Below are 22,150 nucleotides of genomic sequence, written 5' to 3'. Positions count from 1 at the left end.
ACCCTGCCAGACCAAGCTCACACCCTGCGCGCACGGCAAGCCGTGGCGCCATAACTGCTCTTAGGAAAGATTGTACACCCGGCGGGCGTTTGCTGACGAATCCCGCGCCAGCTCCTCCGCGGGACGATTCAGCAGTTCAGCGAGGGCGCGGACGGTGTATGGCAGGCAATACGATTCGTTGCGTGCGCCACGAAAAGGGTGCGGTGTGAGGAACGGCGCATCGGTTTCCACCAGCAAGAGCTCCCGCGGGATCAATCCGGCCGCCTCCCGCAACTCATGCGCGTTTCGGAAGCTGACGGTGCCGGACAGGCTCAGATACCAGCCCTGATCGACGCAGCGGCGCGCCATCTCCGGCCCCGACGAGAAGCAGTGGAAGATCACCCGCTCCGGGGCGCCCTCGGCGGCGAGCACCTCGAGCACGGCGTCGTCGGCGTCGCGGTTGTGGATCATCAGCGGTTTGCCGGTCCGCTTGGCCAGATCGATGTGCCAGGCGAACGCCTCGGCCTGGGTGGCCGGGTCCGCGCAACCCTCCAACCGGCCCGGCCAGTACAGGTCCATCCCGGTCTCGCCGATGGCCACCACCCGATCGCGGGCGGCGAGCTCGGTGATCTCGGCGCGGGCCGCGTCGTCCAGCGCGCCGGCGCGGGTGGGGTGCAGCGCGACGGCCGCGTAGACCCGGTCGTCCCAATCGGCGGCGGCCGCCGCCCACCGGGCGGCCTCCAGGTCGTCGGCGATGGTGACGACGGCCTGCACCCCGACAGCCTGAGCCCGGTCCAGCACCGCCGCGACGTCGTCGGCGTCGGCGCACCCGCAGGCGTCCAGGTGAGTATGTGCGTCAATCAGGGGGGTCAACGGCTCCGGCGCCGGAGGAGGTGGCCGATCGGAGCACATATTGACACCATAAGCTGATCGGCGAGATGACCGAACCCTTCTACATCACCACGGCGATCACCTACCCCAACGGCGCGCCGCACATCGGGCACGCCTACGAGTACATCGCCACCGACGCCATCGCCCGGTTCAAGCGCCTCGACGGGTTCGACGTGCGCTACCTGACCGGCACCGACGAGCACGGGCTGAAGATGGCGCAGACGGCGGCCGCCGAAGGCGTCCCGACCGCGGAGCTTGCCCGGCGCAACTCCGATGTCTTCGAGTCGCTGCAGCGCAAGCTGGGCATCAGCTTCGACCGCTTCATCCGCACCACCGACGCCGACCACAAGGTCGCCTCCCAGGCGCTGTGGCAGCAGATGGCCGACGCCGGCGACATCTATCTGGACGCCTACGCCGGCTGGTACTCGGTGCGCGACGAGGCCTACTTCGCCGAGTCCGAGACCGAGCTGCGCGACGGGGTCCGGGTCGCGACCAGCTCCGGCGCTGAGGTCACCTGGACCGAGGAGCAGACCTACTTCTTCCGGCTCTCGGCCTACACCGACCGGCTGCTGGCGCACTACGCCGAGCACCCGGAGTTCATCGGCCCGGATGTGCGCCGCAACGAGGTGGTCAGCTTCGTCTCCGGCGGGCTGAAGGATTTTTCGATCTCCCGCTCGTCGTTCGACTGGGGCGTGCCGGTGCCCGGGGACCCCGATCATGTGATGTACGTGTGGGTCGACGCGCTGACGAACTACCTGACCGGCGTGGACTACCCGAACACGAAATCCGAACTCTTCGAGCGATATTGGCCAGCCGATCTGCACATGATCGGCAAGGACATCATCCGGTTCCACACCGTGTACTGGCCGGCGTTTTTGATGTCGGCGGGAATCGCGTTGCCGCGCAGGGTTTTCGCGCACGGCTTCCTGCTCAACTCCGGCGAGAAGATGAGCAAGTCGGTGGGCAACGTGGTCAGCCCCGACGCGCTGGTCGACGCGTTCGGGGTGGACCAGGTGCGTTATTTCCTGCTGCGCGAGGTGCCGTTCGGCCAGGACGGCTCCTACTCCGAGGACGCCATCACGGGGCGGATCAACGCCGACCTGGCCAACGAATTCGGCAATCTCGCGCAGCGCAGCCTGTCCATGGTCGCCAAGAACCTCGGCGGCGTGGTGCCCGAACCGGCCGAGTTCAGCGCCGAGGACGCCGCGCTGCTGGCCGAGGCCGACGGCCTGCTGGAGAAGGTGCGGCGGCACTTCGACGAGCCCGCCATGCACCTGGGCCTGGAGGCGATCTGGGCGATGCTCGGCTCGGCCAACCGGTATTTCACCGCGCAGGAGCCGTGGGTGCTGCGCAAGTCCGACGACGCGGGCGATCAGCAACGGTTCCGGACGGTGCTCTACACCACCATGGAGGTGGTGCGGATCGCGGCGCTGCTGACCTCCCCGGTGATGCCGACATCCGCCGACAAGCTGCTCGACCTGCTCGGCCAGGATGACACCAAACGTGACTTCGCCGCGCTGGGCACGCGGCTGGTCCCCGGAACGACCCTGCCCGAACCCGTCGGGGTGTTCCCCCGGCATCAGACCGACTGACGGAAATGAATAGGTATGGCTGAAATCAAACTGCACGACAAGCTCGAGGTCCTTTTCGACGAGGTGATGCACCGCAACGCCGGTGAAACCGAGTTCCACCAGGCGGTGCACGAGGTGCTCGACACCCTCGGCCCCGTCGTCGTCAAGCACCCCGAGTACGTCGACAGCGCGATCATCCGCCGCCTCTGCGAGCCCGAACGCCAGATCATCTTCCGCGTGCCGTGGGTCGACGACGACGGCGTCGTGCAGATCAACCGCGGGTTCCGGGTGGAGTTCAACTCCGCGCTCGGGCCGTACAAGGGCGGGCTGCGATTCCACCCGTCGGTGTACCTGGGCATCGTGAAGTTCCTGGGCTTCGAGCAGATCTTCAAGAACTCGCTGACCGGCCTGCCGATCGGCGGCGGCAAGGGCGGGTCGGACTTCGACCCCAAGGGCCGCTCCGACGGCGAGGTGATGCGGTTCTGCCAGTCGTTCATGACCGAGCTGTACCGCCACCTGGGCGAGTACACCGACGTGCCGGCCGGCGACATCGGCGTCGGGACCCGCGAGATCGGCTACATGTTCGGCCAGTACAAGCGGATCACCAACCGCTACGAGTCCGGCGTGTTCACCGGCAAGGGTCTGACCTGGGGCGGCTCGCAGGTCCGCACCGAGGCCACCGGCTACGGCACGGTGTTCTTCATCGACGAGATGCTGCGCTCCAAGAAGGACTCCTTCGAGGGCAAGCAGGTGGTGGTGTCCGGTTCGGGCAACGTCGCGATCTACGCCATCGAGAAGATCCACCAGCTCGGCGGCACGGTGATCGGCTGCTCGGACTCCGGCGGCTACATCGTCGACGAGAAGGGCGTCGACGTGGAGGTGCTGCGCGAGGTCAAGGAGGTCCGCCGGGCCCGGATCGGTGAGTACGTCGAGCTGCGCGCCGGCGGGGCGACCTACGTGCCGGACCGCAGCGTGTGGGAGCTCGGCTGCGATATCGCGGTGCCGTGCGCCACCCAGAACGAACTCTCCGGCGCCCAGGCCGCGGCGCTGATCAACTCCGGCTGCAAGGTCGTCGCCGAGGGCGCGAATATGCCGTGCACCCCGGAGGCGGTGAAGCTGTTCGCCGAGGCCGGCGTGATGTTCGCCCCGGGCAAGGCCGCCAACGCCGGCGGTGTGGCGACCTCCGCGCTGGAGATGCAGCAGAACGCCTCGCGGGACTCCTGGACCTTCGAGGAGACCGAGGAGCGTCTCGCCGAGATCATGGGCCGCATCCACGACCGCTGCGTGGAGACCGCCGAGGAGTACGGCCAGCCCGGCAATTACGTCGCCGGGGCGAATATCGCCGGCTTCATCCGGGTCGCCGACGCCATGTCCGCGCTGGGCATCGTCTGACTCAACGAGTAAGCGAGGAACGAGCGCACGAGGCAGAGGTCAGACGCATAGGACCGTCTGATTCTTTCGCCGAAAGCCCGTCCGTCCCGTCTCGGGGCGGGCGGGCTTTTGTCTGTGATCTGGGCCACAATCGTCTCTGGGCTGTCACATCCGCGGGCGCGGCGGTGTCTTGAGGGCATGAGCAACCCAACCCAAGGAGCAGAGATGAACACCTCGATCGTCGTCATCGGCGGTGGCTACGCCGGCGTGCTGGCCGCCAACCGGCTGCAGGCCCACCCCGGGGTGGCCGTCACGCTGGTCAACCCGCGCGCGGAGTTCGTCGAGCGGATCCGGCTGCACCAGCTGGTCGCCGGCAACGACGACGCCGTCGCCGGATACGACGAGTTGCTGCACCCGTCGGTCGAGCTGGTGGTCGACACCGCGGAGCGGATCGACGCCGACACCACTCGGGTGCTGCTGGCCTCGGGAAGCGCGTTGCACTACGACTACCTGGTGTACGCCGTGGGCAGCGCCGCGGCCAAGCCGACGGTCCCCGGCGCCGACGTGTTCGCCTACACCCTGGCCGAGTACGAGGATGCCCGACGGCTGCGGTCGCGGTTGCAGACGCTGACCGAGATGGACCCGATCGTCGTCGTCGGCGCCGGTCTGACCGGCATCGAGACCGCCGCCGAACTGGCCGAGGCGGGCCACCCGGTGACCCTGATCGGCGCCGCGCTGGCCCCGTCGCTGGGTGGCGGCGCCCGCGCCGACGTGCGCAGCCGGCTGCTGAAGCTGGGCGTGCGGGTCATCGAGGAGGCCACCGTGGCCGCGGTCGGACCGCATGCGGTGCAGCTGGCCGTCGGCGACGACGTGCCCGCCGCGATGACGGTGTGGACCGCCGGTTTCACGGTGCCGCAGCTCGCCGCCGACAGCGGGCTGGCCTGCGACGAGCTGGGCCGGTTGCTCACCGACGAGACGCTGACCAGCTGCGACAGTGACCGGATCGTCGGCGCCGGGGACGCCGTCGCGCCGTCGGCCGCGCCGCTGCGGATGAGCTGCCAAGCCGCGATGCCGCTGGCCGCCCAGGCCGCCGCGACCGTGCTGGCCCGGCTGGACGGGACCGTTCCCGCCGACCTGGACCAGGCGTTCACCGGCCAGTGTGTGAGCCTGGGCCGGCGGGCCGGAGTGGTGCAACTGTCGCACCCCGACGACAGCCCGCGGCGGGTGTCGGTGGGCGGGCGGCCCGGCGCGGCGATCAAGGAACTGGTCTGCAAGGGCACGCTGTGGTTCCTGCGCCGGGAGGCCCGCAAGCCGGGCAGCTACATGTGGCTCAAGGGTGATCACGAGGTGCGGGCCAACCGCGAGCTGGCCAGCGCGGGCGCGCTGTGAGCTCGGACTCCCGCGAGGCCGCAGCCGGGGAATTCACCCGGCTGCGGCCGCTGCTGTTCACCATCGCCTACGAGATCCTCGGCTCGGCGACCGAGGCCGACGACGTGCTGCAGGACAGCTATCTGCGCTGGGCGGAGGTGTCGACTGACGAGATCCGCGACACCAAGTCCTACCTGGCGTCGCTGGTGACCCGGCAATCGCTCAACGCGCTGCGGGCCGCCGGCCGCCGCCGCGAGGAGTACGTCGGGCCGTGGCTGCCCGAGCCGCTGCTGGTGGAGCAGACCGCGGTGGACGCCGCGGAGGACATCATCCTGGCCGAGTCGGTGTCGATGGCGATGATGGTGGTGCTGGAGACCCTGTCGCCGGATGAGCGCGCGGTGTTCGTGCTGCACGACGTTTTCGGCTTCCCGCACGCCGAAATCGCTTCTGCGATAGGGAAATCCGCGGCCGCGGTGCGGCAGTTGGCGCACCGGGCGCGGGCGCACGTGCACGCCCGTCGGCGCCGCTACGAACCCGTGGACGCCGAAACCTCCGAGCAGTTGACCATCAGCTTCTTCACCGCGGCCGCGACCGGTGACCTCGACGGATTGATGGGGATGCTGGCGCCGGAGGTGGTGTGGACCGCCGACAGCGACGGCAAGGCCAGCGCGGCGCGGCGGCCGGTGTCCGGGGCCGAGCGGGTGGCCCGGCTCATCATCGGCTTGGTTCGCCTCGGCGGGCCGGAGGGCCGGGTCGAGTCGGCGATGTACAACGGCGCCCCGGCGTTCGTGCTCTACAGCGGCGACCAGCTGGAGGGGGTGGTCAGCGTCGAGGTCACCGACGGGCTGATCACGAACTTCTACGCGATGCGCAACCCGGAGAAGCTGGCCAGCGTGCTGGTGCCCCGACCAATCGGACGCTGATCGGGTATCCGCCCGGCGACGTCGAGGCGCGGGCCTATATCGCCGCGTGGGTCGACCACGCCGGTCTGGCGCTCGGCCTGCGACCGCCCAACACGCCGTGACCACCGGCTGCGTGACAAGCTGAGCCGATGCGCGTGGACCGGCTCGGCGACCTGGGGGCAGCCGCCGATGTGCTGCGCGCCGTCGCCGCCGCGACTGCCCGCCGGGGCCTTGCTCCGCCGGCCGCGCTGACCGGGGACTGGCTGGGGTCGACGGCGCTGATCGCCCCGAGCCTGACGACCGCGCCGTGTGATCCGGGCGCGGTGTTCTCCCCCGGAGTGGAACGCCGCAGCCGTGGGCCGGTGGTGGGCGGCGGTTGGCTGGGCTATCTGTCCTACCCCGACCCGAGCGGCGACGGGTCCGGGCCCCGGATCCCGGTGGCCGCCGGCGGCTGGACCGATCACCTGCTGCGCCGCGACGCCGACGGCGCCTGGAGTTACGAGAGCCTGCGGGATGAGCCGATGCCCGGGTGGCTGGTCTCCGCGCTGGCCGACGAGACGACCGGTGAGGCGGCCGACGCCGGCTGGCACATCGACTGGCGCGCGCCGGACCGCGGGCAGCACCTGGCCGCGGTGCGGGACTGTCTGGAGGCGATCGCGGCCGGCGAGGTGTACCAGGCCTGCGTGTGCACCCGATTCACCGGGCGGCTGAGCGGATCGTCGCTGGAGTTCTTCGCCGACGCCGTCGCCGCCACCGCCCCGGCGCGCGCGGCGTACCTGGCCGGACCGTGGGGCGCGGTCGCCTCGCTGTCCCCCGAGCTTTTCCTGGCCCGCCACGGCGACCGGCTGACCTCCAGCCCGATCAAGGGCACGCTGCCCGCCACGGCGAACCCGGCCGCGCTACGGAGTTCGGTCAAAGACGTCGCGGAGAACGTGATGATCGTCGACCTGGTCCGCAATGACCTGAGCCGCGTCGCGGCCGTCGGCTCGGTGACCGTGCCGGAGTTGCTCGCGGTGCGCCCGGCGCCCGGGGTGTGGCACCTGGTGTCCACGGTGGCCGCGCGGCTCAAGCCCGGCGTCGACATGCCCGAGGTGCTCGACGCCTGCTTCCCGCCCGCCTCGGTGACCGGGACCCCGAAGCTGCGGGCCCGCGAGCTGCTGCCGTCCTGGGAGCCGCACCGGCGCGGGATCTATTGCGGGACTGTCGGTTTCGCCTCACCACTGGCCGGAACGGAGCTCAATGTGGCGATCCGGACGGTGGAGTTCGACGCCGACGGCGGCGCGGTGCTCGGCGTGGGTGGCGGCATCACCGCGGACTCCGATCCCGACGACGAGTGGCAGGAATGCCTGCACAAGGCCGCGGCCACCATCGGCCTGGCGGGTCAGTCCCGCGCCTGCAGCACCGCTTGATACAACTCCCGGCGCGACGGCGCCCCCGGGTGCTCGGCGATCACCTGCGCGCAGGCGTCCTTGACGCCCATCCCGTCGTCGGTCAGCTCCAGCACCAGCTCGACCAGGTCGCCGACGTCGGCCTTCGGCGTCGCGCCAGACAGCACCACGGTGATCTCGCCGAGCACCCCGTCCTCGGCCCAGTCGGCCAGCTCGCTCAGGGTCCCGCGGCGGATCTCCTCGTGGGTCTTGGTGAGTTCGCGGCACACCACCGCCCGGCGGTCACCGCCGAGCACCTCGACGGCGTCGCGCAGGCAGCCGGGCAGCCGGCGCGGGGACTCGAAGAAGATCACCGTGCGCGGCTCGGCGGCGAATCCGGCCAGCCAGCCGCGTCGGGCCCCATCGCGGCGCGGCGCGAAGCCCTCGAAGCAGAACCGGTCGGCCGGCAGCCCGGAGACGGCCAGCGCCGTCGTCACCGCCGACGGACCGGGCAGGCACGTCACCGACAGTCCGGCCGCCACCGCCGCGCCCACCAGCCGGTAGCCGGGATCGCTGATGAGCGGCATCCCGGCGTCGCTGACCACCAGCACCGTCGCGCCGGCTTCCAGTTCCGCGATGAGCGACGGGATCCGGCCCGCCTCGTTCTGGTCGAACAGGCTGAGCACCCGGCCGCCGATCTGCACGCCCAGCGCCGTGGCCAGGGTGCGGACCCGCCGGGTGTCCTCGGCCGCGACGACGTCGGCGTCGGCGAGCGCCGCGCGCAGCCGCGCCGAGGCGTCCTCGGGCCGGCCCAGCGGCGTCGCGGCCAGTAACAGTGCGCCACCCGTCATGACCGACAGCCTACGATCGAGGCGATGACCGCTCCCAGTTCCGTGATGCCGGAGCGCGCCGCACCCATGATCAGCCCCGCACCACTGGTCCCGGTGGCCGACTTCGGCCCGGTGGACCGGATGGCCGGCCTGTTGATGTCGGTGGTGATCGGCTCGCTGGCCGCCATCAGCCGATTCGTCAATCTGCGCTCCCCCACCGACGCGGGCACCCCGATCTTCGACGAGAAGCATTACGCGCCGCAGGCCTGGCAGATGCTGCACAACTCCGGCGTCGAGGACAATCCGGGCTACGGGCTGGTGGTGCACCCGCCGCTGGGCAAGCAACTGATCGGCGTCGGCGAGTGGATGTTCGGGTACAGCTCGCTGGGCTGGCGGTTCACCGGCGCCGTGCTGGGTGTGGCGCTGGTGGTGGTCGTCGCGCGCACGGTGCGCCGGATGACGCGTTCCACCATGGCCGGCGCGATCGCGGGCATCCTGCTGATCTGCGACGGCGTCAGCTTCGTCACCGCCCGCACCGCGCTGCTCGACGGGTTCCTGACGTTCTTCGTCGTCGCGGCGTTCAGCGCGCTGCTGGTCGACCGGGATCAGGTCCGCGAGCGGATGCACAACGCGCTGCTCGAGGGCCGGATCGACGAGACGCCGTGGGGGCCGCGGCTGGGCATCCGGTGGTGGCGCTTCGGCGCCGGGGTGCTGCTGGGCCTGGCGTTCGCCACCAAGTGGTCCGGGCTGTACTTCATCGCCGCGTTCACGCTGATGACGCTGGCCTTCGACGTCGCCGCCCGCCGCCAGTACCGGGCGCCGCGGCCGTGGGTCGGGACCCTGCGCCGTGATCTGGGGCCTACCGGTTACGTGATGCTGTTCATCCCGTTCGCGGTGTACCTGGCCAGCTACGCGCCGTGGTTCGCCTCCGAGACGGCGATCAACCGGCACCAGGTGGGCCAGACCATCGGCGAGCGGCTCTGGTACCAGCCGCCGGACGCGATCCGTTCGCTCTGGTACTACACCTACAAGGCGTACAGCTTCCACGCCGGCCTGACGAACGCGGCCGGCAATCACCATCCGTGGGAGTCCAAGCCGTGGGCGTGGCCGATGTCGCTGCGCCCGGTGCTGTATGCGATCGACCAGAACGACGTGCCCGGCTGCGGCGCGCAGTCCTGTGTGCGGGCGGTGATGCTGGTGGGCACCCCGGCGCTGTGGTTCGTGGCGATCCCGGTGCTGGCCTACGCCGTGTGGCGGGCATTCGTGCGCCGGGACTGGCGCTACGCGGCGGCGCTGGTCGGCTACTGCGCGGGCTGGCTGCCGTGGTTCGCCGACATCGGCCGGCAGATGTACTTCTTCTACGCCGCGCCGATGGCGCCGTTCCTGGTCATGATGATCGCGCTGATCTGCACCGACATCCTGTGTCAACGCGGGATCGGCAAGGAACGACGAACGCTCGGGATGCTGGTGGTGTCGATCTACATCGCGGCGGTGATCACCAACTTCGCCTGGTTGTTCCCGGCGCTGACCGGCCTGCCCATCTCTCAGCACACCTGGAACATGCAGATCTGGCTGCCGTCCTGGCAGTAGCGCTACAGGCTGTCGCGAGCGATCGGGCAGGACATGCAGCGCGGCCCACCGCGGCCGGTGCCCAGTTCGGAGGCCTCGATGGCCAGCACCTCGATGCCGGCGTCGGCCAGCCGGCCGTTGGTCTGGGCGTTGCGCTCATAGCCGACCACCACGCCGGGCGCCAGCGCCAGGGTGTTGTTGCCGTCGTCCCACTGCTCGCGTTCGGCGGCCACGCCGTGGGTGTCGTCGGACAGCCGGGTGTCGATGACCCGCAGCTTCTCGATGCCCATCGCGTCGGCGGCGGCCTCCACGAACGGGCGGGCCTCGTCGATGCGCAGCCCATCCTCGGTGCGCCGCATGGTGTACGCCGACAGCGAGTCGACGATATTGGGGTACATCACCACCGCGTCCACGTCGACCATGGTGCAGACGGTGTCCAGGTGCATCTGGGCGCGTTCCTGGGCGATCGGCACCGCCAGCACGGTGTGCGCGAGGTCGTCGTCGAACAGGCTGCGCGCCAAGGCTTCCGCGCCCGCCGGGGTGGTCCGCTCACCGACGCCGACGGCCAGCACCCCGGGGCTCAGCAGCAGCACGTCGCCGCCTTCCACCGGCGCCGAGCGTGACTCGTAGGCCCGCCGCACGCCGAGGAACCGCGGGTGGTGGGCGTAGATCAGGTCGGTCAGCGAGGTTTCCCGCGACCGGGCCGGCATCGCCAGCGAGGTGATGGCCACCCGCGGGCCCACCCAGACCGACGAGTCGCGGGTGAACAGCAGGTTGGGCAGCGGGTCGATGACGAAGTCGCCGCCGTGGTGCATACGCACCACCAGGGATCCGCTGCGGTCGATGGGCAGCTCGGTGAAGGTCATCCCGGCGATCAGCACCCCGGCCAGCTCGTCGGGTTCCAGCGTCCGCAGGTAGGCCGAGAGTTCCTGCGCCAACGGCGCTCCCAGCAGTCGGGCGTCGACCGCCGCGGCGATGCCGTGCATCCGGGCCGCGCCGCTGGCCAGTGCCTCGGTCAGCAGGTCGGCCAGCAGCAGCACCTCGACGCCGCGGCCGCGCAGCAATTCGGCGAACGCGTCGTGCTCCTGTTGCGCCCGGGCCACCCACGGCAGACCGTCGAAGAGCAACCGGTCGCTGTTGCGGGGTGTCAGGCGCAGCAGTTCCGGGCCCGGGCGGTGCAGAATCACTCCGCGCAGGGTCCCCACTTCGGTGTCGGCGCCCAATTCCATGGCTGCCACGGTATCCGCGTCGAGCCGGCGGCGCGCAGGAGGATGCGGTGCCATCGAACGTCTGTGCGATATCATGACCGGGTGGCGGTCGCGGTCCAGGAAGGGTTGTTCGAGTCCGGCGACCGCCGGATTCTGAGCGACGGCGCCTGGATCGAGCTGCGGATGGGCTGGTTCGACGCCGACCCGCAGCTCTTCGACGAGCTATTGGCCGCCGTGCCGTGGCGGGCCGAACGACGGCAGATGTACGACCGGACTCTCGATGTCCCCCGGCTGCACAGCTTCCACGATCTGAGCGCCGGGGATGTGCCGCACCCGGTGCTCAAACAGCTGCGCCGGCAGCTCAACGATGTCTACGCCGGCGAGCTCGGTGAGCCGTTCACCAGCGCCGGGCTGTGCCTGTACCGCGACGGCGAGGACAGCGTGGCCTGGCACGGCGACACCATCGGCCGCGGCCGCAGCGAGGACACCATGGTGGCCATCGTGTCGCTCGGCGCGACCCGGACGTTCGCGCTGCGTCCCCGCGGCGGTGGGCCGTCACAGCGGATCCGGCACGGCCACGGCGATCTGTTGGTGATGGGTGGCAGCTGCCAGCGCACCTGGGAACACGCGATTCCCAAGACCGCGCGCCCGGTCGGCCCGCGGATCAGCATTCAGTTCCGCCCCCGTGGAGTGCGCTGACTGTACGCAGCCGAGCGGTCGCATTCGATAGGTGCGCGAGCGCTCGCCTACGTACGCCCGGTGCTGTACACAGCCGAGCTCTCGCGTCCGTGGAGCCCGGCGAGCGCTCGGTCAGGTACACGGGGCGCTGTACACAGCCGAGCGGTCGCGGACCGTGGGCCCGGCGAGCGATCGGTTGGGTACGCCTACGGGGTGATCACCGTGTCGGAATCCACCGCTCCGGTCAGCGTCGTCAACGCGGCGGCGTCCTCCTGATGGCCGGTGACATGGATCTGCAGCACATATGAGTCCGCACCGGACGGGATCAGCACGGTTTCCTGGGCGGCCAGGCCGCCGTCGGTGGTCAGCGCGGCGATCCGGTCGGCGACGAAGCCGCTCAGCCGGGCGCTGGTGACCGAGGAGTCCTGCACACCGGGCAGGTTCTTGATCTCGTTGGCGCTGGACGCGAACACCTCGTCCCGGTTGACCTCCCCGCCGCTCAGCTTCGTCATCCGCATCGACAGCACAGCCGGCTTGTCCGGGTTGACGGGCTGCTGCAGCACCAGCGCGCCGAACGGCGCGTCCGGGCGGTCATAGACCAGGTCCCATCCCTCGACCTTCGGCAGCGTGACCGTCGGACCGGGGTCGCCGTGGGCAACCGAGGTGGCGGTCAACTTATTGGCCTCGGCGTAGGCGGCCAGCGACGCCGCGCCGGTCGCCGTCGGTGTGCTGGGCGCGGGTTCGGTGGTCTCGGTGGACTCCGCGCTGGTGGTCGCGGCGGCGGTGGTCTCGGCCGGATCCCCGGAAACCTGCTTGGAGCAGGCGGCGGATCCGATCAGCAGGGCGGTCGCAGCCAGCGCGGCGGCGGTCCTGGTCAGTGTCTGCATGGGCACGACATTACTGCCGGTGGAGCCGGGGCCGGTAGATTGACCGGCGATGCGGACCACCAAGATTCTCATGCTCCCGGCGCTGATCGGCCTGCTGGCCGGCTGCGCCACGTCGACCGAGACCAACGCCGACATCTCCAAGCTCGCCGAGCTGAAGTCGTCGTTCCCCGAGGGTTACACGGTCGAGGTTGTCCCGATCACCGGTATCGACCCGGAGCGGCTGCGGCAGGAGCAGAAGCTGCCCGAGGGGGTGACCTTCGACCCCGCGGAATGCTCCAAGCTCGCCGGCGGTCAGGAGCTCCCCGAGGACCTGCGCGGCAATATGACCGCGGTGCAGGCCGTCGGCGAGGGCAACCGGTTCATCGTCATCGCGATGGAGACCTCCGAGCCGTTGCCGCTGGCCGAGCCGGGCGAGGAATGCCAGAAGGTGAGCTTCGCCGGTTCCACCATGCGCGGCACCATCGAGGTCGTCCCGGCGCCGGAGATCAAGGAAGCCACCACCTCCGGCGTGCACCGGGTGATGCAGGCCAACGTCGGCGGCAAAGAACAGACCGGGCACCTTTACAGCTACGTGGCCCAGTTCGGGAACTACCGGGTGATGGTGACCGCCGACCCCGTGGTGGAGGCCGATAAGCCGACGGTCCCGGTGAACACCGAGCTCGCCGAGAAGCTGCTGACCGACGGCGTCGCCGACATTCGCGGCTGAGAGCTCAGGCGCGGGAGTACGCGGAGGCTTCCGCGATCAGCTCCGGGCTGGGGCGCACGCCGGTGTAGCGCTCGAACTGCTCGGCGGCCTGCAGGGCGATCACCTCGGATCCGGTGATGACCTGCTTGCCGGCGGCGCGCGCGGCCCGGATCAGCGGGGTCTCCGCCGGCATGGCGACAACGTCGAAGATCGTGTCGGCGGCCTCGATGGCCTCCGGGCCGAAGGGCAGGTCGTCGGCTTCAGGTGCGCCCGCCATGCCGATCGGCGTGACATTGACCAGGATCGACGCGCACGCGCCGCCGAGATGGTGTCGCCAGTGGTAGCCCAGCCGCTCGGCCAGCTCGGGCCCGGACTGGGCGTTGCGGGCGACCACGGTTCCGTCCTGAAATCCGTTGTCGCGAAACGCCGTCGCCACCGCGGACGCCATCCCGCCGCTGCCGGCGATCAGCAGTGATCGCGACGGGTCCAACCCATTCGAGGCGATGAGTTGCTCGACGGCCAGGTAGTCGGTGTTCGACGCGGTCAGCACTCCCCCGTCGTTGACGACGGTGTTCACCGCGCCGATGACCGTCGCCGAGGGTTCGACCACGTCGGCCAGTTCCAGCAGATCGGCCTTGAACGGCATCGACACCGAGCAGCCGCGGATGCCCAGCGCCCGGACCCCGCCGATGGCGGCGGCGATGTCGGTGGTGGTGAACGCCTTGTAGACGAAGTCCAGTCCGAGGCGGTCGTAGAGGAAGTTGTGGAACCGGGTGCCGATATTGCTGGGCCGCGCGGCCAGCGAGATGCACAGCGTGGTGTCCTTGTTCAGCTCAGGTCTCATCTCAGAATGCCTCCAGCACCCGTCGGGCCATTTCCTCGATCCGCTCGGTGAGTTCCGCGTCGAACGGATCGGCTTCCGGCACTTCGATTTCGGTGACCACCACACCCAGATCGTCACGGCGCCACTGCGCGCCGAAGTGGTTGAGGATCGCCCGCATCGGACTGTTGTGGGCCAGCACCCGGGCGTGGAAGACCTCGACTCCGGCGACCCTCGCCGCGGCCCACAGCGCGCCCATCAGGAAGGTGCCGATGCCCTTGCCCTGGTAGTCGTCGGCGACGATGAAGGCGATCTCGGCGCGTTTGGGGTTGTCTTCGTCTCGGACGAACCGGGCGTCGGCCACCGGTTCGCCGTCGGTGGTCACCACCACCCACACGAAATGGTCGACGTAGTCCACTTCGTACAGGTAGCGCAGCAACTGCGGGGTGGGCCGGCGGGCGCCCTGGAAGCGGCGGTACAGCGTCTCGTCGGAGAAGGTGATGTGGCTGTTCTCGATGCTGGCCGGGTCACCGGGCAGCGACGGCCGCAGCAGCAGGTGCCCGCCGTCTTTCAGTTGCAGCGCGACGGGAGTGATGAAGCCGGCCAGTCGTTGCCGCGCAGTCCGGATCAGTTGGTCCAGAACGCCGGGCAGTTCGATCAGGACATCGAACGCGTCACCGTCGCCGATCCAGCCGGTCAGGTCGTGGGTGACCGTGACGGTCGCCGACCGCTTGGCGGAACGCAGCAGCGCGATCTCACCGACGACGCGGCCGGAGTCCGCCTCGATCCGGAACTCTTCCCCGTCGGAGCTCCGCCGATGGATTTCCACCGATCCGGCGAAGACGATCAGAAACTGGTCGGCCGGATTCCCTTGGCGCATAAGCACTTCGCCCGAACGAGCGCGCAGGGGTTGCAGCCGCTCGGCGAGCGGCCGCAACTCCTGCGCGTCGCACTGTCCGAAGATATCCAGTCGAGCGAGCGCTTCGACGCGCCGGTCAACCGTTTCCACCACGGGCGGCGCGGCTCAGTCGCCGGTGCGCTTGGCGTTGACGCTGTAGTCGGTGGTCGACGGGCACGGCGCCGCATTGACCATGGTGCGGATGCCGACCATGTCGGTGATCGGGGTCGGCGCTTCCTCCGGCAATGCCAGCGAGGAACTGTCGGCGACGGTGGTTTCCCGACCATCCGCGCACTTGGCCGGGCCGTTGTCGGTGTAGTTCCACTGGCCCTCTTCGAACGTCCAGGTGAGCAAGCGGTCCTGACCCGTCATCACGGTGACGCAGCGATCCCCGGTCCGCACGCAGTACGTCGCGACCTTGCGATCCAGCGAAACCTGTTTCTGGTCAGCCTGATTCGTCAGCTCGAACTGGTAATCACCGGTGAAGCCGGCGGCGCGGTTGCGCACCCGGTCGGGCATGGCGAACGGATCGGGCACCGTCACCGACTCGTCGGCGTCGCCCACCCGGGTGACCCGGACCATCCGCTGGACGTTGCAATCGGAATCCGTCAACGACGTGTAGCTGCCGTTGAACTGGCCGTCTTCTCCCGGAGTCAGCTGAAGGACCTTGAACTCCTCAGCCTGCTGCTCTCCGCAGGTCGCCGGGTGGATGCCGACGGCAACCCATTTGTCGTCGATGTAGTCAAGGGTGAAGGAGTTGGAAGCCATTTCGGCCAGCGGCTCGACGAAGACCGCGCTCGCCACGCACTCGTCCTCATCGCATTCCGACTTGACCACCAGGTCCGCCGAGGCGGCGTCGTCGCCCAATGAGTCCTTGCCGGCGTCGACCGCGTCCACGGCGCCCAGTTCGAACTTGTAGGTGCCCGCGAAGGAGGTCGCCTCCTTCGTCTCGGCGTCCTCGGCGGGCTTGGAAGAGCATCCCGCCAGCACGGAAGCCGTCAGCAGCGCTGCGGCCGAGATCCGTCCGATCATCTTTGCCGATGCCATCAGCGATCAGAGCCTTCCGTGCGTTCCAGCGTCAGTTGGAAATCCCGGGACGTTCCGGCGCAGGCGCCGCTCAGCGTGGCCACCTCCGAGCCGCTCAACGATTTGATCGGATTGCCGGCGTCGTCGGGCAAGCTGTACTGCTCGTGCACGAACTGCTCGGCCGTCATATCGCTGCCGGGGCAGTTCATCTGCGGCACGCCGTAGACCACCGACCACCGGCCCTTGCTGAAGCTCAGCGGGATGGTCCAGGTCTTGCCGTCGACCTGGAAGGTCTTGAGCGCGATGCATTTATCGGTGTTGCGGACGCAGAAGCTGCGGAAGTTGACTTCCGACCGGTCGGCTTCGCCGTCCTTGCCGTCCGCCACCGTCGCGGTTCGCATGTAGGCGCCGGTGAGTCCGGCGGGGCCGGTGCGCTCGAACGGCGGTTCCTCGGCGGGCTCGTCGACCTCCAGCGCGGGGTCGACGTCACCGATGCGCTCCATGGTGAAGGGCTGCTCCATCACCACGATGCAGTCCGGGCTGGCGACCCGCACGTCGGTGCGGGTGCCGTTCATCAGCTGGCCGTCGTCGGTGGAGTCGAGTCGCCATTCCACCGTCTGGGTGCCGATGCTGCCGTCCGAGCAGGTCCATTCGGCCTGCTCCACCAGTTGCCAGGCGCCGTCGACGTAGTCCATGGTGGAGGCGACGGCCTTCTCGCCGTCCTCGTCGACGAAGACCTTGGACGGGTCGCTGTCATCAACCCGGACACCCTTGGCCACGCAGACATCGCCATCGCAGTCGGTGACCGAGGCGTAGGTGCGCTCCCAATCTTCGCTGGGGCTCGGCTGGCCGAGGTCGGTGAGCTTGGAGCCGTCGGCCTTCATCCGGTACACGCCCTGGAAGGCGTGCGAGGGCAGGTCCGCGGAGTCGGAGGACGGGGCCTCCGATGACGAGTCGCAACCGGCCAGCGTTCCCGCGGTCAGCAACACCGCCGCCGATACTGCTAGAACGGACCGTTTGGACCGTTTTCCGATCCCGACTCGTACTCGCATCAACCCTCTTCCCGCACATCGGTCAGCACAGCACCCGGTTTGGGCGGGCGCGACGGGCTCATCGTACGACGGGTGAGCGTCCGGCGCGCGGTGTCCGGAATGATTGCGGGAGCGGCCCGTTTAGGACACGGTGGCGCGGGCCAGCATGACGGGTGTGCCGGGCGGTGCGTCCGTCGGAGCCCATGGCGGCAGCACGAATCCCGAGCCGGAACCGACGACGTTCGCGTCCCGCAGGATCTCGCCGCAGCACTGCCCGCCGGGGTCGCTGAACACGCTCACCATCGGATATGCCGACGCCCACCGCGTGTGGATCGTGACGGCATGCTCCCACGGCACAAACGGTGTCACGGTGACGACGTCGGTGGCCCACAGATCGCCGCCGTTGGGATTGTCGCCGACCCGATAGGAGATCTCGGCCTGCTGCGGCGCACCCGGCGTCTGCAATGTGACGCGGTAAACGAGGTCGACCGTGACCTCAGCCTGCGCGACCGGGCCGGTGAGCACACCGACCGACACGATGAGCGCCGGCAGAACGCCGCGCCAAAACCGTCGCACAATCCCATGATGCCACGAGAAAACCCCCTGCGAACAGGGGGTTTTCTTATTGTGGAGCTAAGGGGAATCGAACCCCTGACCTACTCGATGCGAACGAGTCGCGCTACCAACTGCGCCATAGCCCCGCGTGCTGTCGAACGCTAGCAGGCTACCAGCCGCCGCGATTCAACCGGAAACCCGCTGCTCACTGCCCCGCGGCGCGCGGCAGGTCATAGCCGCCGGGCGCGCCGGCCCGGGCGAAGGCCACCTCGTCGAGGTGCTCGAAAATGGGGTCCTCGTCGTCGATCTCGAGCACCGCCGCGCCGGGCTGGCGCAGCCGAGTCGGAACGACCTCCATCTCCCGGTCGTAGGTGTTCTCCACGCCGAGCCGCGAGCGGGCCACCCGGGCCATCCGGCGCCGGCGCAATTGCTCCTCGATCCGGGTCTGCCGGCGCAGGTAGCTCAGGTAGATCAGCGCCAGCGCGGCGATTCCGGCGCAGGCGTACCAGAACTCCGGGGCCAACACCACGGCGGCGGTCGCCGACAGCGCCAGCAGCGCGCACATGGTCAGCAGCGCCCGGGAGCGGAAGCGGTACTTGCGCGCGCTGACCCGCGCGGCGGTCTTGGTCGCGTACCCGCGGCCGCGGCTGACCGGGGCCCCGCGGTCCTGCCGGCTCGGCGCCTCCTCGGGCTCGACGCCGGCGCTGTCCTCGACGTACTCGTACTCGTCGTCGGTCATTTCGTCGTGCTCGTCGTGCGCGGCGACCGGCTCTTCGGGTGCGGTTTCGACGACGATCTCCTCCACGACCACCTCTTCCACCACCTCGAAGGCGTCGGTGTCGGCGGCGGCGACCTTGCCGACCGGCAGCGCGCCGGAATCGGGGTCGACGATGTCGACGTCCAGGTAGTCCGGCTCGGCGATGACGGTCTCGGCGTTCATGACGGCGACCGACTGCGACGCCTTGGCGGTGACGACCACCGGGCCGGTGGCCTCCTCGTCCCAGTCGTCGTACTCCTCGGCTTCGGGCTGCCAGTGCGGATCGTGGCGGTGTCCGTGGGCCGGCCCGCGCCGACTGCGCAGCAGCCGGGAGGCCTTCACGTTGAGCACGCGGGTAGACAGCGCGACATCGCTGGTGCGGCGCACATTGTCGCGTTTGTTGATGAGCATGGGCACCAGCACGAACAGCCAGAGCACCACGAGTGAGATCCAGAGCAATGACTGGGGGATGCTTGGCATGGTGGCCTGCTCCTTTCGGTCCTCAGGCTAGGCCGGAGATCCCCTCAACCAGGGGCGACGCGCCGAGGTCAATTACATACCTGTAATTCGGCAATTACAAGAACCATAAACCACACGTGTCACGCCAGCATCACTAGTCACAGGTCGTCGTGCATCCGGCTCCGGCGAGCGCCACTTTTGGCACGAGCGCCACCTTCTGCACACAAAAGCCCAGGGAGGACCGTGCCAAAACTGGCGCTCGTGCCAAAAGTGGCGCTCGCGGGGCTGCCGGGCACGTCAACGCGTCAGGACCAGCGCTGATGGGACCAGCCCGCTGCGACTAGGACCAGGAGGCGCGGCCTTCGCGGATCAGCCGGGAAACCACCGATCCCCCGATGTCCTCCACCGTCAGCCCGACCAGCAAATGGTCGCGCCAATCGCCGTCGACGTGCAGGTATCGCCGCAGCAGGCCCTCCTCGCGGAACCCGGTCTTGGCCAGCACCCGTCGGCTCGCCGCGTTCTCCGCCCGCACCGTGGCCTCCATCCGGTGCATCCCGACGGCGGAGAAGCTGTGGTCCAGGCCGAGTGCCAGCGCCCCGGTCGCGACCCCACCTCCGGTCACCGCGCTGTGCACCCAGTACCCGATCCAGGCCGAGCGCAGCGCGCCGTGGGTGACGTTGCCGATGGTCAGCTGCCCGCAGAACGACCCGTCGAGCTCGATGACGTAGGGCAGCATCCGGCCCGCGCGGGCTTCGGCCCGCAGGCCGGACAGCAGTCCCGGCCAGACCGAGGTGGCGTGCCGGGTGCGCCAGTCCACCTCGGCGCTGGGTTCCCAGCGCTCCAGGATGGCCTGGTCCTCGGTGCGGATCCGGCTCCACGCCGAGCCGTCACGCAGCCGCGGCGGCCGCAGTTCAATGACCCCGGCGTCGACTCGCAGCGGCCCGACGGGCGTCGGCCAGCCCGGATGCCTGCCCGATCGGGGACGCCAGAGCGGCACTAGCCGCGCTGCGCCAGGAAGGCGACGTCGACGACCTCGCCGGTGCGAACCTCTTCCACCGCGGCGGGGACCACGACGAGGCAGTTGGCCTCGGCGAGGGTGGCAAGCAGGTGCGACGACGCGCCCGGCGCCCCGCCGAGCGCCTGCACCAGGTACTCGCCGGTGTCGGAATCGCGCATCAACTGCCCGCGCAGGTAGCCGGTGCGGCCGGGCATCGAGGTGATCGGCGCGAGCGCCCGGGCCTGCACGACGCGGCGCGCGGGCTGCCGCTTGCCCAGCGACAGCCGGATCAGCGGCCGCACCATCACCTCGAACACCACCAGCGCGCTGACCGGGTTGGCCGGCAGCAGGAAGGTCGGCACGCCGTCGCGGCCGAGCTGCCCGAAGCCCTGGACCGAGCCCGGGTGCATGGCGATCCGGGACACCTCCATCTCGCCGAGTTCGCTCAGCGCCTCCCGGACCGATTCGGCCGCCGCGCCGCCGACGGCGCCCGCGATCACCACGATCTCGGCCCGGGACAGCTGTCCCTCGACCACCTCGCGCATCTTGACCGGGTCGTTCTCGACGATCCCGACGCGGTTGACCTCGGCGCCGGCGTCACGGGCCGCGGCGGCCAAAGCATAGGAGTTGACGTCGTAGACCTGGCCGTTGCCGGGGGTGCGGTTGACGTCGACGAGTTCCCCGCCGACACACAGCACCGACACCCGCGGCCGCGGGTGCACCAGCACCCGGTCGCGGCCGACGGCGGCCAGCAGACCGACCTGGGCCGCGCCGATGATGGTTCCGGCGCGCACCGCGACGTCGCCGGGCTGCACGTCGTCGCCGGTGCGCCGCACGTAGGCGCCGGACCGGACGCCGCGCAGCACCCGGACGCGGGCCTCGCCGCCGTCGGTCCAGCGCAGCGGCAGCACCGCGTCGGCGAGGGTGGGCATGGGCGCGCCGGTCTGCACGCGCACGGCCTGGCGCGGCTGCAGACGGCTCGGGGAACGGGCACCGGCGGAGATGCTGGCCACGACCGGCAGGCTCACCGCGCCACCGGACTCCGAAGCGGTGTCACCGGCCCACAGCACGTCGACGCTGCGCACCGCGTAGCCGTCGATCGCGGCCTGGTCGAAGCCGGGCAGCGGCCGTTCGGTGACGACCTCCTCGGCGCACATCAGACCCTGTGCCTCGGCGATCGCCACTCGCACCGGCCGGGGCGCCACCGCCGCGGCCTGCACTCGAGCCAGCTGTTCTTCCACCGAACGCACTGATTGGTCCTTTCTCGACGACTGCCCGGACCGGAGACTACCTAGCTGGGCCCCAGACCCGACCGGCTGTGCTGATCACCGCCGGACTGCTCCTCGTTCGTGCCTCGCTCGTTCAACCGGCGGGTGAGCCACTCACGCAGTTCGGGACCGTAGTCGTCGCGTTCCAAGGCGAAGTCAACCGCAGCCTTGAGGTAGCCCCCCGGATTTCCCAGGTCGTGTCGGTCACCGCGGTGCACGACGACGTGCACCGGGTGCCCCTCTTCGATCAACAATTCCACCGCGTCGGTCAGCTGAATTTCGCCGCCCGCGCCGGTGTCGACGCGGCGCAGCGCGTCGAAAATCGCCCGGTCCAGCACGTAGCGGCCGGCCGCGGCGTACAGCGACGGGGCCTGGTCGGCCGGTGGTTTCTCCACCATGCCCTTGACCTTGAGCACGTTCGGGTTGACGGCGTCCGGCAGCGTCTCGACGTCGAACACGCCGTAGGCGCTGATCTCGTCCGGGGACACCTCGATGGCGCACAGCACCGAGCCGCCGCGCTTGGCGCGCACCTTCGACATGGTTTCCAGCACACCGGTGGGCAGCACCAGGTCGTCGGGAAGCAGCACGGCGACGGCGTCCTCGTCGGGGTCCAGTTTGGGTTCGACGCACAGCACCGCGTGGCCCAGGCCCAACGGTTCGGCCTGCACGACGGACTCGACCTTGATCAGGGCGGGGGCGCGGCGCACCTTTTCCAGGATCCGGTGCTTGCCGCGGGCTTCCAGGGTGCCTTCGAGCACCAGGTCCTCGACGAAGTGCGCGACGACGCCGTCCTTGCCCTCGGAGGTGACGATGACCAGCCGTTCCGCGCCGGCCTCTGCCGCTTCCGCGGCGACCAGTTCGATGCCGGGGGTGTCGACCACCGGCAGCAATTCCTTGGGCACGGTCTTGGTGACCGGCAGAAACCGGGTGCCCAATCCCGCGGCGGGCACAATCGCCGTGCGCGGGATCGGGGTGTCGGGCGTACTCACCGGTTCAGCGTAGACGGTGCGTGGCGGCTGGGCTTTGCTCTCCC

General features: G+C 69.8%; 21 protein-coding genes and 1 tRNA gene. 8 read left to right on the top strand and 14 right to left on the bottom strand.

Annotated features, from left to right (window positions below; genetic code table 11):
- Positions 1–60: 60 nt before the first annotated feature.
- Positions 61–891: a TatD family hydrolase gene (locus L2Z93_RS03640; RefSeq protein WP_090589176.1), complete on the bottom strand. Its 831-nt coding sequence runs from the start codon at positions 889–891 to the stop codon at positions 61–63.
- A 26-nt stretch (positions 892–917) separates the two neighbouring features.
- Between L2Z93_RS03640 and metG the strand changes: the two genes are divergently transcribed.
- The 5 genes from metG (at position 918) to L2Z93_RS03615 (ending at position 7,491) form a co-directional block, all read left to right on the top strand.
- A complete protein-coding gene (metG, locus tag L2Z93_RS03635; protein ID WP_090589175.1) occupies positions 918–2,462 on the top strand; it encodes a methionine--tRNA ligase in 1,545 nt (514 codons plus the stop codon).
- Between the two features lie 15 nt (positions 2,463–2,477).
- Positions 2,478–3,833: an NADP-specific glutamate dehydrogenase gene (gene gdhA, locus L2Z93_RS03630; protein ID WP_090589174.1), complete on the top strand. Its 1,356-nt coding sequence runs from the start codon at positions 2,478–2,480 to the stop codon at positions 3,831–3,833.
- 204 nt (positions 3,834–4,037) lie between these two features.
- Positions 4,038–5,201 (top strand): NAD(P)/FAD-dependent oxidoreductase, encoded by a 1,164-nt coding sequence (locus L2Z93_RS03625; protein WP_234786150.1) that lies wholly within the window; start codon positions 4,038–4,040, stop codon positions 5,199–5,201.
- Positions 5,198–6,103 carry an RNA polymerase sigma-70 factor gene (locus L2Z93_RS03620; RefSeq protein ID WP_090589172.1) on the top strand — a complete coding sequence of 302 codons (906 nt, stop codon included), beginning with the start codon at positions 5,198–5,200 and terminating at the stop codon, positions 6,101–6,103. The genes L2Z93_RS03625 and L2Z93_RS03620 overlap by 4 nt, the downstream gene beginning before the upstream one ends.
- A 128-nt stretch (positions 6,104–6,231) precedes the next feature.
- Positions 6,232–7,491 (top strand): aminodeoxychorismate synthase component I, encoded by a 1,260-nt coding sequence (locus L2Z93_RS03615; RefSeq protein ID WP_090589171.1) that lies wholly within the window; start codon positions 6,232–6,234, stop codon positions 7,489–7,491.
- Here the strand turns inward: L2Z93_RS03615 and rsmI are convergent.
- Positions 7,464–8,300 carry a 16S rRNA (cytidine(1402)-2'-O)-methyltransferase gene (gene rsmI, locus L2Z93_RS03610; RefSeq protein WP_090589170.1) on the bottom strand — a complete coding sequence of 279 codons (837 nt, stop codon included), beginning with the start codon at positions 8,298–8,300 and terminating at the stop codon, positions 7,464–7,466. The two genes, L2Z93_RS03615 and rsmI, sit on opposite strands and share 28 nt — an antisense overlap.
- A 24-nt stretch (positions 8,301–8,324) precedes the next feature.
- Here rsmI and L2Z93_RS03605 point away from each other — a divergent pair, with 24 nt between their 5' ends.
- Positions 8,325–9,869 carry a dolichyl-phosphate-mannose--protein mannosyltransferase gene (locus L2Z93_RS03605; protein ID WP_090589169.1) on the top strand — a complete coding sequence of 515 codons (1,545 nt, stop codon included), beginning with the start codon at positions 8,325–8,327 and terminating at the stop codon, positions 9,867–9,869.
- 2 nt (positions 9,870–9,871) lie between these two features.
- On the opposite strand, the gene arcA is transcribed toward L2Z93_RS03605, so the two are convergent.
- Entirely contained in the window at positions 9,872–11,077 is a 1,206-nt protein-coding gene (arcA, locus tag L2Z93_RS03600) for an arginine deiminase (RefSeq protein WP_162561925.1), read from the bottom strand.
- An 81-nt stretch (positions 11,078–11,158) separates the two neighbouring features.
- On the opposite strand from arcA, the gene L2Z93_RS03595 reads away from it, so the two are divergent.
- A complete protein-coding gene (locus tag L2Z93_RS03595; protein ID WP_090589167.1) occupies positions 11,159–11,755 on the top strand; it encodes an alpha-ketoglutarate-dependent dioxygenase AlkB family protein in 597 nt (198 codons plus the stop codon).
- 185 nt (positions 11,756–11,940) lie between these two features.
- Here the strand turns inward: L2Z93_RS03595 and L2Z93_RS03590 are convergent, their stop codons facing one another.
- Positions 11,941–12,621, bottom strand: coding sequence for an LpqN/LpqT family lipoprotein (locus L2Z93_RS03590; RefSeq protein WP_128111800.1), 681 nt, complete (start codon positions 12,619–12,621; stop codon positions 11,941–11,943).
- A 49-nt stretch (positions 12,622–12,670) separates the two neighbouring features.
- Here L2Z93_RS03590 and L2Z93_RS03585 point away from each other — a divergent pair, with 49 nt between their 5' ends.
- On the top strand, positions 12,671–13,327 hold the full coding sequence (locus L2Z93_RS03585; protein ID WP_090589166.1) for a DUF5642 family protein: 657 nt from the start codon (positions 12,671–12,673) through the stop codon (positions 13,325–13,327).
- Between the two features lie 4 nt (positions 13,328–13,331).
- Here L2Z93_RS03585 and L2Z93_RS03580 read toward each other — a convergent pair whose 3' ends face one another.
- From L2Z93_RS03580 to L2Z93_RS03535, 10 genes are all read right to left on the bottom strand, one after another.
- Positions 13,332–14,150 (bottom strand): shikimate 5-dehydrogenase, encoded by an 819-nt coding sequence (locus L2Z93_RS03580; protein WP_090589165.1) that lies wholly within the window; start codon positions 14,148–14,150, stop codon positions 13,332–13,334.
- Between the two features lies 1 nt (position 14,151).
- Positions 14,152–15,138, bottom strand: a complete 987-nt coding sequence (locus L2Z93_RS03575) for an acetyltransferase Pat (RefSeq protein ID WP_090589164.1) — start codon at positions 15,136–15,138, stop codon at positions 14,152–14,154.
- A gap of 12 nt (positions 15,139–15,150) precedes the next feature.
- Complete coding sequence (locus tag L2Z93_RS03570) at positions 15,151–16,071, bottom strand: hypothetical protein (RefSeq protein WP_090589163.1); 921 nt, start codon at positions 16,069–16,071, stop codon at positions 15,151–15,153.
- Positions 16,071–17,039 carry a hypothetical protein gene (locus L2Z93_RS03565; protein WP_090589162.1) on the bottom strand — a complete coding sequence of 323 codons (969 nt, stop codon included), beginning with the start codon at positions 17,037–17,039 and terminating at the stop codon, positions 16,071–16,073. The genes L2Z93_RS03570 and L2Z93_RS03565 overlap by 1 nt, the downstream gene beginning before the upstream one ends.
- Positions 17,040–17,222: 183 nt before the next feature.
- A complete protein-coding gene (locus L2Z93_RS03560; protein ID WP_234786149.1) occupies positions 17,223–17,657 on the bottom strand; it encodes a hypothetical protein in 435 nt (144 codons plus the stop codon).
- A gap of 52 nt (positions 17,658–17,709) precedes the next feature.
- Positions 17,710–17,782: transfer RNA gene (locus L2Z93_RS03555), tRNA-Ala, on the bottom strand.
- Between the two features lie 59 nt (positions 17,783–17,841).
- The gene (sepX, locus tag L2Z93_RS03550) at positions 17,842–18,873 is read right to left on the bottom strand and encodes a divisome protein SepX/GlpR (RefSeq protein WP_090589161.1); all 1,032 of its coding nucleotides are present in this window, start codon (positions 18,871–18,873) and stop codon (positions 17,842–17,844) included.
- Positions 18,874–19,192: 319 nt separating this feature from the next.
- On the bottom strand, positions 19,193–19,849 hold the full coding sequence (locus L2Z93_RS03545) for a GNAT family N-acetyltransferase (protein WP_090589160.1): 657 nt from the start codon (positions 19,847–19,849) through the stop codon (positions 19,193–19,195).
- Positions 19,849–21,099 (bottom strand): molybdotransferase-like divisome protein Glp, encoded by a 1,251-nt coding sequence (gene glp, locus L2Z93_RS03540; protein ID WP_090589159.1) that lies wholly within the window; start codon positions 21,097–21,099, stop codon positions 19,849–19,851. The genes L2Z93_RS03545 and glp overlap by 1 nt, the downstream gene beginning before the upstream one ends.
- A gap of 41 nt (positions 21,100–21,140) precedes the next feature.
- Positions 21,141–22,106 (bottom strand): UTP--glucose-1-phosphate uridylyltransferase, encoded by a 966-nt coding sequence (locus L2Z93_RS03535; protein WP_090589158.1) that lies wholly within the window; start codon positions 22,104–22,106, stop codon positions 21,141–21,143.
- Positions 22,107–22,150: the final 44 nt, after the last annotated feature.

Origin of the sequence: Mycolicibacterium brumae, from assembly GCF_025215495.1 — a bacterium.
In the GTDB taxonomy this organism is placed as follows: domain Bacteria; phylum Actinomycetota; class Actinomycetes; order Mycobacteriales; family Mycobacteriaceae; genus Mycobacterium; species Mycobacterium brumae.
The sequence above is the reverse complement of the archived record's forward strand: the minus strand, read 5'-3'. Positions and strand labels throughout refer to the sequence as shown.